General features: G+C 72.7%; 12 protein-coding genes. 6 read left to right on the top strand and 6 right to left on the bottom strand.

From position 1 onward, the window contains the following. The first annotated feature begins 164 nt into the window (after positions 1–164). The 3 genes from mltG to ACWDN5_RS44215 all read left to right on the top strand — a co-directional run bounded on the left by mltG (position 165) and on the right by ACWDN5_RS44215 (position 3,865). Complete coding sequence (gene mltG / locus ACWDN5_RS44205) at positions 165–1,715, top strand: endolytic transglycosylase MltG (RefSeq protein WP_449680470.1); 1,551 nt, start codon at positions 165–167, stop codon at positions 1,713–1,715. A gap of 16 nt (positions 1,716–1,731) precedes the next feature. Then, positions 1,732–2,559, top strand: coding sequence for a shikimate dehydrogenase (locus ACWDN5_RS44210; protein ID WP_449680479.1), 828 nt, complete (start codon positions 1,732–1,734; stop codon positions 2,557–2,559). A gap of 61 nt (positions 2,560–2,620) precedes the next feature. Next, positions 2,621–3,865: a GrpB family protein gene (locus ACWDN5_RS44215; protein ID WP_449680471.1), complete on the top strand. Its 1,245-nt coding sequence runs from the start codon at positions 2,621–2,623 to the stop codon at positions 3,863–3,865. On the opposite strand, the gene ACWDN5_RS44220 is transcribed toward ACWDN5_RS44215, so the two are convergent. From ACWDN5_RS44220 to ACWDN5_RS44230, 3 genes are all read right to left on the bottom strand, one after another. Then, on the bottom strand, positions 3,852–4,511 hold the full coding sequence (locus ACWDN5_RS44220; RefSeq protein ID WP_449680472.1) for a TetR family transcriptional regulator: 660 nt from the start codon (positions 4,509–4,511) through the stop codon (positions 3,852–3,854). The genes ACWDN5_RS44215 and ACWDN5_RS44220 overlap by 14 nt on opposite strands. Before the next feature lie 25 nt (positions 4,512–4,536). Next, positions 4,537–4,950: a hypothetical protein gene (locus ACWDN5_RS44225; RefSeq protein WP_449680473.1), complete on the bottom strand. Its 414-nt coding sequence runs from the start codon at positions 4,948–4,950 to the stop codon at positions 4,537–4,539. Positions 4,951–5,046: 96 nt separating this feature from the next. After that, positions 5,047–5,325: a hypothetical protein gene (locus ACWDN5_RS44230; protein ID WP_449680474.1), complete on the bottom strand. Its 279-nt coding sequence runs from the start codon at positions 5,323–5,325 to the stop codon at positions 5,047–5,049. Here ACWDN5_RS44230 and ACWDN5_RS44235 point away from each other — a divergent pair. After that, positions 5,318–5,638 (top strand): hypothetical protein, encoded by a 321-nt coding sequence (locus ACWDN5_RS44235; protein WP_449680475.1) that lies wholly within the window; start codon positions 5,318–5,320, stop codon positions 5,636–5,638. The two genes, ACWDN5_RS44230 and ACWDN5_RS44235, sit on opposite strands and share 8 nt — an antisense overlap. Here the strand turns inward: ACWDN5_RS44235 and ACWDN5_RS44240 are convergent. Then, positions 5,635–6,888: a hypothetical protein gene (locus ACWDN5_RS44240; RefSeq protein WP_449680476.1), complete on the bottom strand. Its 1,254-nt coding sequence runs from the start codon at positions 6,886–6,888 to the stop codon at positions 5,635–5,637. The two genes, ACWDN5_RS44235 and ACWDN5_RS44240, sit on opposite strands and share 4 nt — an antisense overlap. A 60-nt stretch (positions 6,889–6,948) precedes the next feature. Here ACWDN5_RS44240 and ACWDN5_RS44245 point away from each other — a divergent pair, with 60 nt between their 5' ends. Then, the gene (locus ACWDN5_RS44245) at positions 6,949–7,488 is read left to right on the top strand and encodes a helix-turn-helix domain-containing protein (protein WP_449680477.1); all 540 of its coding nucleotides are present in this window, start codon (positions 6,949–6,951) and stop codon (positions 7,486–7,488) included. A 25-nt stretch (positions 7,489–7,513) separates the two neighbouring features. Then, a complete protein-coding gene (locus tag ACWDN5_RS44250; protein ID WP_310974994.1) occupies positions 7,514–8,446 on the top strand; it encodes a D-2-hydroxyacid dehydrogenase family protein in 933 nt (310 codons plus the stop codon). Positions 8,447–8,635: 189 nt separating this feature from the next. Here ACWDN5_RS44250 and ACWDN5_RS44255 read toward each other — a convergent pair whose 3' ends face one another. After that, positions 8,636–10,108, bottom strand: coding sequence for an alpha/beta hydrolase (locus ACWDN5_RS44255; protein ID WP_449680478.1), 1,473 nt, complete (start codon positions 10,106–10,108; stop codon positions 8,636–8,638). Then, positions 10,105–10,920 carry a serine hydrolase domain-containing protein gene (locus tag ACWDN5_RS44260; RefSeq protein ID WP_310974996.1) on the bottom strand — a complete coding sequence of 272 codons (816 nt, stop codon included), beginning with the start codon at positions 10,918–10,920 and terminating at the stop codon, positions 10,105–10,107. The genes ACWDN5_RS44255 and ACWDN5_RS44260 overlap by 4 nt, the downstream gene beginning before the upstream one ends. Between the last annotated feature and the right edge of the window lie 120 nt (positions 10,921–11,040).

Genomic DNA, 11,040 nt, shown 5'->3' on the forward strand with positions numbered 1-11,040 from the left:
ATTCGCGGCAGCACGTGCGACCGCCCCCAACGGGGGGGGGGGCGCCGGACGAGGCCGGAGCGCCACGGCGACGCGGGGCTCCCGACCCGGACGACGCCGAGGCGAGAGCCTCCCGGCGGCGTGGCGCGCCGGACCCCGACGAGGCCGAAGACCGGCGGCGTGCCGTGCCCGAGCGCATCGAACCGGCACCCTCGCGCCGCCGCCGCACCGATCCCGATGCGGCCGAGCGCTCCCCGGGCCGTCGCGGCCCGGCCGCCGAGCCGATGGAAGCGCCGCCCGGCCGGCGTGGGCCCGAGGCCGCCGACTCCCGGCGGCGCCGTGCGGCGCTCGACCCCGATGCCGAACCGCCGGTCCGGCGGCCCGTCCAGCCGGGTGACCGCTCCGCAGGCATGCCCGAGCCCGGCGCCGAGCCGCGCCGCCGTCCGCCGGTCCCGCCCGGGCGCGATGAGCCGGTCACCGAGGTGATCCCGGCGCAGGCCCCGGCCGAACCGCCGCAGGAAGAACTCGCCGAAGACGACTACGACGACTACGAGGACTACGAAGAGTACGACGACGATTACGACGACTACGACGAAGAGCCGGAGAAGCCGCGCAAGAAGAAGGGCAAACGCGCCCTCGGGTGGGTCGCCGCGATCGCGGTGATCGCCCTGCTCGCGGGCGGCGCCTGGTACGGCTTCAACCGGTTCTTCGGCTACGACGACTTCGACGGCGCGGGCACCGACGACGTGGTGTTCCAGGTCGACGACGGCGACACGACGTCGGCGATCGGCGCGAAGCTCACCACGGCGGGGATCGTCGCCAGCACCAAGGCGTTCGTCAAGGCGGGCGAGGGCAACCCGAAGCTCGCCCGGCTCCAGCACGGCTACTACGTGATGAAGTCGCACATGTCCGGGGCCAGCGCGGTCGACCGGATCACCGACGCGGCCTCCCGCGTCGGCCAGCTGGAAATCCGGCCGTACACGCAGTTCGACGACATCACCCAGCCCGACGGCAAGGTCACGCCCGGCGTGTACAGCCTGATGGCGAAGGCGTCCTGCGCGCAGCTCAACGGCAAGAGCACCTGCGTCTCGGCGGACGACCTGCGCAAGGCCGTCGACGCCGCGGACCTCAAGCAGCTCGGCGTGCCGGACTGGGCGATCGAGCCGGCGAACAAGGCCGACCGCAAGGACCGCAGGCTGGAGGGCCTGATCGCGCCCGGCGTCTACGACGTCAAGCCCGGGTCCAGCGCGCAGGAGATCCTCACGCAGCTGGTGCACAGCTCGGCCGAGGCGATCCAGAACGCCCAGCTGAGCCCGCAGTCGACCGGCCCGGGCATGACGCCGTACCAGACGCTGATCATCGCCTCGATCATCGAACGCGAGGCCGTGAAGGCCGACTTCGGCAAGCTGTCGCGGGTCATCTACAACCGGCTGAAGATCCCCATGCGGCTGCAGATGGACTCCACGGTCAACTACGTGCTCGACCGGCCGACGCTGCTGACCAACGAAGGCGACCGCGTCAAGGCCGGTGCGTACAACACGTACAAGAACCTCGGGCTGCCGCCGACGCCGATTTCGGTGCCCAGCGCGGACGCCATCAAGGCCGCGGTGAAGCCGCCGGAGGGGGAGTGGGTGTACTTCGTGAAGTGCGAGAAGAACGGCCTCTCGTGCTTCGGTGTCACCAACGACGACCAAAACCGCAACCGTGAGCTGGCCAGGCAACGCGGTGTCATCTGAGCCCCGCAAGGCCGCCGTGCTCGGGAAGCCGGTGGCGCACTCGCTGTCCCCGGTGCTGCACGGCGCCGCGTTCGCCGCGCTCGGCCTGACCGGCTGGACCTACGACCGCATCGAGACCAGCGCCGAGGAACTCCCGGGCCTGGTCGAGCGCCTCGGCCCGGAGTGGGCCGGGTTCTCGGTCACCATGCCGGGCAAGCGCGCGGCGCTGGACCACGCGGACGAGGTGACGCCGCGCGCGGCCGCCGTCGGCGCGGCCAACACGCTGGTCCGCACCGCGACGGGCTGGCTCGCGGACTGCACCGACGTCGAGGGCGTCACCGGCGCCCTGCGCGCGGCCGGCGGCTACCGGCCGTCGCCCGCGGACACCGCGGTCGTGCTCGGCGCGGGCGGGACGGCGGCGGCGGCCGTCGTCGGGCTCGCCGCCCTTGGCGTCCGGCAGGTGCGGCTGGTCGTGCGCGAACCGGCGCGGGCCGGCGAAACCCTCGACGCGGCGAAGCGGGCCGCGCTCGACGTCGACGTCCTGCGCTGGGCCGACACGGACTTCGCGGCGCTCGGGTCCGCGGCGGTGCTGGTGAACACCGTCCCGCCGGACGCGGTCGCCGCGCACGTCGCCGACCTCGCCGCGGTCGAGCACGTCCTCGACGTCATCTACCACCCGTGGCCGACACCGCTCGCCGAAGCCGTCGCGGCGCGCGGGGGACGGCTCGCGACCGGGTTGGACATGCTGCTGCACCAGGCGTTCGGCCAGGCCGAGCACTTCACCGGCCGCCCGGCCCCGCGGGCGGCGATGCGGGACGCGCTGCGCGAAGCGACCGGGAACCTGCTGCCGCTGCCGATCGACTGAGAAAACCGGTTGCGCACGCCGATAATCTGGCGGACTGCCTTGTCGAAGGGGGTCAACCGGAATGACCGGCCAAGAAGCATTGAGCGACGAAGAGGTCCAGAGCGCGTGGGTCGGCGAAGCGCCGAAGCTGAACTCGACCGTCACCCTCGCCGACTACGACCCGGAATGGCCACGGCTGTTCGAGCGTGAAGCCGAGCGGATCCGGGGCGTGCTGGGGGAGCGGGTGCTGGTGCTGGAGCACGTCGGCTCGACGTCGGTGCCCGGCCTGTGCGCCAAACCGATCGTCGACATCCTCCTGGAGGTGCCGGACTCCGACGACGAAGACACCTACGTCCCGGACCTGGAGGCGGCTGGGTACCGGCTGACGATCCGGGAGCCCGACTGGGAGAAGCACCGGATGTTCAAGGGCCCGGACACGAACATCAACCTGCACGTCTACTCGCCGGGCAACGGCCAGACGCCGCGCTACCGCCTCTTCCGCGACCGCCTGCGCGCGCACCCGGAGGAGCTGGAACTGTACGCGGCGAAGAAGCGCGAACTCGCGGCGAAGACGTGGAAGTACATCCAGAACTACGCCGACGCCAAGACGGAGGTGGTCGAGGAAATCCTCGGCCGCGCGCGGGCCGCGCAGTACGACGGCCACAGCGAGGCCTACGCCGAGCACGCGGAGAAGTCCGTCACCAACGCCTTCTACGACCGGCCGGCGATCCTCGACCTCGCCGGGGACGTCGCCGGGCGGCGCGTGCTGGACGTCGGCTGCGCGGCCGGGCACCTCAGCGCGCTCCTGGCCGAGCGCGGCGCCGACGTCCTCGGCATCGACGCCAGCGCGGGCATGATCGCCGTCGCGCGCCGGAAGTTCGGCGGCACCGCCCGGTTCGAGGTCGCGGACATCACCCGGCCCCTGGACCTGCCGGACGCCTCGATCGACGTCATCACCGCATCGCTCGTGCTGCACTACCTGGCGGATTGGGGGCCGGCGCTGGCCGAGTTCCGCCGGGTGCTCTCGCCCGGGGGTGTGCTGGTGTTCTCGGTGCACCACCCGGGCGAGGACTGGCGGTGGTTCGGCAAGGAGAACTACTTCGAGCTGGAGCTGCTGGAGGACGAGTTCCCGCCCGGCAACGTCGTGCGCTTCCACCGGCGCCCGCTGAGCTGGACGTTCCAGGCGGTCCGCGACGCGGGCTTCGCGGTGGACCGCCTGGTGGAGCCGATGCCGGTCCCGGAGGCCGAGGCCGCCGATCCGCGGTGGGCGGCAAACCTGCGGACCACGCCGCGGTTCCTGTACTTCCGGGCGGTCAGCCCCGCTTAGCGAGGTCTCGGATCAGAGCGACGATCTCCCGGCTGACCGGGCGGAACACCCGCAGCCGGGAGAGCGCGGCCAGCCGGGCCAGCAGCGGGACGCTGCGCTCGACCAGCAGCCGGCTGCGTTTCGTGCCGGCCGAGCGGTCGTGGACCCAGAACAGCACCACGCCCATCTGGAACAGCCAGAGCAGCTCCGGCAGCTGGTCCCGCAGCTCCGGGTCGAGCTTGACGTCGGAGCCGTCGACGACCTCGCGCATCAGGCCGATCGACGCTTCGCGGGCGGCCGAGGAGTCGTCGCTGAACGGGCTCAGCGGCGACTCCGGGTCGGCCGCGTTGACGAAGAACTGCGTGCCGAAGCGGTGGTAGGGCTCGGCGACGTCGAGCCAGCACAACAGCACGGCCTTGAGCCGGTCGGCGAAGCCGGGGCGGCCGGTCAGCAACGCCCTGGCCGCCGTCAGGTGCTGCGCGGCCATCTCGTCGTAGAAGCCCTGGATCAGCTGTTCCTTGGACGAGAAGTAGTAGTAGGCGTTCCCGACGGAAACCCCCGCCTCGGCGGCGATCGCGCGCATCGTCGTGCGGTCGTAGCCGTTCTCGGTGAACAGCCGCATCGCGGTCGTGACGATCAGGGACCGCGTTTCCTCGCTCTTGGCCACGCGCTGCACGTTAGCGCCGCCGCCGTCAGGGAGCCGGGAAGGGCGGGACCTGCGGCACGCCGGGGTAGGGGAGCGGTACCGGCGCGGGCTTCGGGGCCAGGTGGCGGCGCCGGATGCCGTTGAACACCAGGACGTTGAACAGGTGCATGACGCCGAGGACGAGCGCGAGGGTGCCGATCTTGACCGACAGCATCTCGAACACGTCGCGGGCGTTGACCACGAAGCTGTTGCTGGTCAGGAAGAGCGTCACGAAGCCGAGGCTGATCAGGTAGAAGCCGACGACCAGCAGCTGGTTGACGGCATGGGCCAGGCCGGGGCTGTCGGCGAAGACCTCGGTGAGGAAGGTGCGGCCGTGCTTGCTCAGCGTCCGGGCGACGAGCACCGTCAGCGGGATGCTGATCAGCAGGTAGAGCGCGTAGGCGAGGACTATCGGGTCCATGGTTCCCTCCATTTTTGAACGTGTTCAAGAGAGACGGTAGCGCTGCTTTTGAACGTGTTCAAGAGGGCTGGGTCACGTCGCCCGTTCACCTGCTGCTCACCCGGACGGCTGATTTCCGGCACCGCTTCCGCGAGCTTCGGGGCCGACGTCCGCTTCGCCACCTTCAACGCTTCGCTGAACCGCGCGGCCGCCGGGCAGCTCGTCGCCGACCTCTCGACGCCGGGCAACGCCCAGGCGCAGGAAGTCGCCGAGGTGATCCAGCGCAACCGCGCGGACGTCCAGCCGATCAACGAGTTCGACTACGTCCCGGGCAACGCGGCCGCCGACCTCTTCCGGAAGAACTACCTGGCGATCAGTCAACACGGGCGTGCCCACCGGCTTCGACGTCGACCGCAGCGGCACGGTCGGCGGCGGCAACGACGCCCAGGGCGGCTACCTCTACGACGACCGCGGCCGCCGCGGCGGCCTGGGCGCGTCGGAGCGGTTCGTGATCGCGGGCGACAACAACTCCGACCCCCTCGACGGCGACAGCCATCGACCAGCTGCTGCGCGCGCGGCGCGTCATCGAGACGCACCCGGGCAGCCGGGGCGCGGTGCTCGCGGCGCAGGCCCAGGGCGGCGCCCGCTGTCGCGGCTGACCGACGCCTCCGACCACCACCTGGTCCGGGTGGACGTGGTCGTCCGCTAGCGCGCCGAAATCCAGGCCGCGATGTCGGTGACCACGGCCGGGTCGACGTGCTGCGGTGCCTCGTAACCGGCCGGTGTGGACGGTCCCTCGCCGCGGAAGAACAGGTGGTCGGCGGCCTCGTGGACGCGGATCGTGACGTCCGGCCGGTCGGCCAGGCCCTCCTGCCAGCGCACGAGGTCGCCGGCCGCGGTCACCTGGTAGTCGCGGCCGCCCTGCAGGATGAGCACCGGCCTGTCCAGGGCGGCGGCGGTCGCCACCGGGTCGTAGCCGCGCAGGTCCAGCCAGTACGAGGCCGGCCAGCCGAACAGCAGGTCCGCGGCCGGCGTCGAGGGTGACAGCTCGGGGCTTTCGACGAGCGCCGCCTGCCGCGCGACCGACTCGGCCGCCGCCGCGGTGGCCGGGCCCGGAGCCACTTCGGCCAGGTAGCGGGCGACCCGGACGGCCGCCCGAGGCAGCGGCAGCGTATCGCCGGCCAGGCTGATCAGGCCGGCGATCGACGGCTCGGCGGCCGCGACCCGGGGCACCGCCTTGCCCCCGCCGCTGAGTCCCAGGACGAACACCCGCGCCGGGTCCACCGCCTCCTGCTCCTGCAGCAGGCGGACGGCGGCGAGCGCGTGGGGCACGTACTCGTCGGCCATCGTGAAGCCGGGTGCGGAACCGGTCTCCGGGTGGACGTGGGTCACCTTGTCGAACCGGGCCACCGCGACGCCGCGGGAGGCCAGCCCCCACGCCAGGTCCTTGAACGGCTTGTTGGGTCCGGTCGTCAGGTCGCGGTCGGCAGGTCCCGAGGCGAGCAGCACCACCGCCGGCCACGGGCCACGTCCCCGGGGAACAGTGAGCGTGCCCGGCACCGCGAGCGGGCCGGTGCCGACGGTGACCTCGTGCTCGGTGAACCGGTCCGCCTCGGCGTAGGCCGGAGGCGCCCAGGACGGGCCGGTCGGCGGCGCGAGCCGCAGGCCGTGCAGCAGGCCGGCGTCGTCGACCGACATCACCACCGTGAGGCCCCCGCGCTCGCAGGTCACCGGGACGCTCACCCGGACCAGCCCCGCCGCGGGTGGCTCGCTCAGCGGGGTGCCGATCGCCCGGACCGGCCCGGTCTTGGCGAGCTCGGTTTCCCAGCCGACCCGGAGCGTCCCGGCCGACGCCGCCGCCCGCAGCCGCGGCGCGAACCGCTGCTCGACCTCCGCAAATCGTCCCGCCGCCGTCAGGTCGACGACCGTCCGGGCGACCACCGCCGGATCCGTGCTCATCATCCGCCCCCATCGTTCTCGTGTTTTGCGAACGGTATCACGTCATGAGAACATTGGGGGGTGGACACCTTGGAACTCCTGGGGCACCCGGTGCGGCTGCGGATCGTGCACGCCCTGCGTGGCGAGCGGACGCTCACCACCGCCCAGCTCGGCGCCGTCCTGCCGGACGTCTCGAAAGCCATGCTCTACCGGCACGTCGACCAGCTCGCCGCCGGCGGCGTCCTGGAGGTGGCCGGCGAACGCCGGGTCCGCGGCGCGGTCGAGCGGCACTACCGGCTGCACCGGGACCGGGCGTCGATCGACCGCGGCACGGCCGCGTCGATGACGGCCGAGGACCACCGGCGCGGGTTCGCGGTGGCGGTCGCGACCTTGGTCGCCGAGTTCAACGCCTACCTCGACCGCGACGGCACCGACCCGTCCGCCGACCCCGTCGGCTACCAGCAGCACGCGATCTGGCTGAGCGAGGACGAGCTCATCGCCATGGTCGCCGAACTGCGGGCCGCGATCCTCCCGCGGCTGGCCAACCCGGCCACCCCCGACCGCACGCGGTACCTGCTCAGCCCGATCCTCTTCCCCGGCGAGCCGCCCGCCACCGGCTGACGCGCCCACCTACTACGGTGAGGTCATGCGGATCGCGATTCTCGACGACTACCAGAACGTCGCCCTCACCTTCGGCGACTGGGACTCGCTCAAGGCCGACATCACGGTCTTCACCGAACCCCTGACCGACGTCGTCAAGCAGCTGCAGGGCTTCGAAGCGGTGGTCGCGATGCGCGAGCGCACCCGGTTCCCGGCCGAGGTGCTCGACGCGCTGCCCGACCTGAAGCTGCTGGTCAGCACGGGCAAGCGGAACGCGGCCATCGACGTGGCCGCCGCGCGCCGCAACGGTGTCGTCGTGTCCGCCACCGGCTACATCGGGGAGCCGACCGCCGAGCACACCTGGGCGCTGATCCTGGCCGCGTCGCGGAACCTGCCGCAGGAGTTCCGCTCGATGCGCGAGGGCGGCTGGCAGACGTCCGTCGGCACCATGCTGCACGGCAAGACGCTCGGCCTGCTCGGCCTGGGCAGGCTGGGCGCGGGCGCGGCGAAGATCGGGCAGGTCTTCGGGATGGAGACCATCGCCTGGAGCCAGAACCTCACCCAGGAGAAGGCGGACCCGCACGGCGTCACCGCGGTGACCAAGGACGAGCTGTTCGCGCGGTCGGACGTGCTGTCCATCCACCTGGTGCTCGGCGAGCGCACCCGCGGCCTGGTCGGGGCGGCCGAATTCGCCGCGATGAAGCCGACGGCGCTGCTGGTGAACACCTCGCGCGGCCCGATCGTCGACGAGGCGGCGCTGGTGGACGCGTTGCGCCGCAAGGAGATCCGCGCCGCCGCGCTGGACGTCTACGACACCGAGCCGTTCCCCGCCGACCATCCATTGAGGACACTCGACAACGCGGTCCTGACCCCGCACATCGGCTTCGTCACCCGGGAGGTCTACGAGATCTTCTACGGCGACGCGGTCGAGGACATCGCGGCCTACCAGGCGGGTGCGCCGATCCGCGTCATGGAGTGAAGAAGGTGTGCGGCCCGCCGGGGCCCGAGGTCCCCGCACCGGCCCTGCGGCGGGCCTGCACCCTTCGATGACACCACCCGCGCCCGGTCCGCGGCAGGGTCTTTGGACCCTGTCCCGGCCGGGCCGTTGGGCATCACGTCCGGTCGGCGAATTTCCCTCAGGGAAAGGGAACCGCGTCGGGCCGGCCGGCTAAGCGAACGGAACCGCGTCCGGTGCGCAGGTCGTCCCCGGCGCCGGGGCGGCCAGCTCCGTCAGGTAGCGCACGACGGCCGCCGAGGCGCACGCGCTCGGGGCGTCCAGGGACGTGTGGCCGTAGCCGTCCACGACGAGCACGCGGCCGTCGCCCAGTTCCGCCGCCGTCGCCTCCGCGTTGTGCAGCGGGGTCGCCGGGTCGAACCGGTTGTTCAGCACCAGGATCGGGTTCTTCCGCGGCCGGTTCCACGGTCCGGTGTACCGGTCTTCGTCGTGGGCCGGCCAGCCGACGCACTGGGCCATCGAATACACCGCGCTCAGCCCGAAGTACGGCTGCCGCGCGCTTTCCGTCGTGGCCAGCGCGGCGTAGTCCGCGGGCGACTGCGGGTTGTCGCTGTCGACGCACTGGACGGCCAGGAAGCCGGGGGAGTGCGTCGGCACGTACGGGTCGAGCACCGGCGCCGCGGGACCCGGATCCGCCGGCATCGCGGCCAGGGTCTGGGCGAGCCGCTTCCACCGGCCGGACTGGTAGAGCGCGCTGGTGACGGTCTTCATCAGGGAGCCGACGCCCGGGCCGCGGGAGGCGTGGGCGAAGATCCCGGCGAACTCCCGCTTCGGATCGCCCGCGGAGAAGGCGCACTTCGGCCCGGCCGCCGCGCACGCCGCGAAGAACCGGTCCAGTTCCTGCTGCTGCGCGCCGGCGACGTCGGCCCGCACGTCCACCGGCTGCTTCGCCTGGCCCGGCCGGCCGGTGGCGTTCGCGACGAGGTCGAGCGTGCCGTCGAGGGTCATCGCGCGGACCTTGTCCCCGAACAGGTTCGCGTACGTGCCGCCCAGGTAGGTGCCGTAGGAGTACCCGTAGAAGTTCAGCGAGGCGTCCCCGACGGCCTGGCGCAGCAGCTCCAGGTCCCGCGCGACGTTCGCCGTGGAGAGGTGGCTCAGCAGGTCGCCCGAGGCCGCGCAGGCCTTGCCGGTGGCCGCGCTCGCGGCGAAGAACGCGTCCGGCTGCCTGATCGGGGACCCGGCCGGCTGGTCCGGGCTCGCACAGCCGATCGGCGCCGACCCGCCGATCCCGCGCGGGTCGAAGCTCACCAGGTCGAACCGGGCCCGCAGCTCCGGCGGGTAGCGGGCGGCGAACCGGGTCAGCTCGCCGACGCCGTCCGTGCCCGGGCCGCCGAAGTTGAAGAACAGCGAGCCGAGCCGCCGTCCCGGGTCGCCCGCCGGCAGCCGGACCACCGACAGCGAGATCGTGGCGCCACGGGGCTCGCGATAGCTCAGCGGCACGGCCGCGGCCGCGCACTGGAACGGCCCGTGGCAGGACGTCCAGTGCAGCGCCGGGACCGCGGCGCCGTTCGTACCGAGCACCGGGGGAGGCTCGGGTGCTTCCGCGGAGGGGGCGGGTGCGGGCGCGGCCTGGGGCGCGCTGCAGGCGGCGAGCAGCAGAAGGACCGCGAGGAAGACCCGCTTCACGCGCCCAGTTCCGCCAGCACGGCGTCGGTGTAGCGCGGCCAGGCTTCGGCGGCCCAGGGGCCGAACGCGCGGTCGGTGAGGGCGACGCAGGCCGCGCCCGCGTCCGGGTCGACCCAGAGGAACGTGCCCGACTGGCCGAAGTGCCCGAACGTCCGCGGCGAGCTGTTCGCCCCGGTCCAGTGCGGGCTCTTGTGGTCGCGGATTTCGAAGCCGAGGCCCCAGTCGTTGGGCTTCTGGTGCCCGAAACCGGGCAACACGCCGGAAAGTCCGGGGAACACGACGTCCGTCGCCTCGGCGACGGTGGCCGGGTCCAGCAGCTTCGGGGCCTGCAGCTCGGCGGCGAACGCGGCCAGGTCGTCCACAGTGGACACGACGTCGGCGGCGGGCGAGCCTTCGAGTGCCGTCGAGGTCATGCCGAGCGGGGTGAACAGCGCTTCGGCTTGGTACTGCGCGAAGGGGATGCCGGAGTGCTCGGCCAGCGCGTCGGCGAGCTGCTCGAACCCGGCGTTGGAGTAGAGCCGCCGCGTGCCCGGGGCGGCCATCGCCTTGTGCGCGTCGAAGGCGAGCCCGGAGGTGTGGGCCAGCAGGTGCCGCACGGTCGAGCCCTCGGGCCCGGCCGGCGTGCCGAGCTCGACGACGCCTTCCTCGACCGCGATCAGCGCGGTGTAGGCGGTCAGCGGCTTGGAAACCGAGGCGAGCCGGAACTTGCGCGCGGTGTCACCGTGGCGGCCGGCGACGCTCCCGTCCGCCGTCACCACGGCCGTCGCGGCGTTGTCCACCGGCCACTCGTCGATCAGGCGCACGCTCTCCATGCGCCCACCCTACGAAACGAAGGCCCCCGCACCGGTGTCGGGGACCTGCCCGGTGAAGAGGACGGCCAGGCGGCCGGGTGCCCCGCTGCCGGTGAGGGCGCCGAGGTCGCCGAGCGCGGC

The organism is Amycolatopsis sp. NPDC003731, assembly GCF_053586895.1.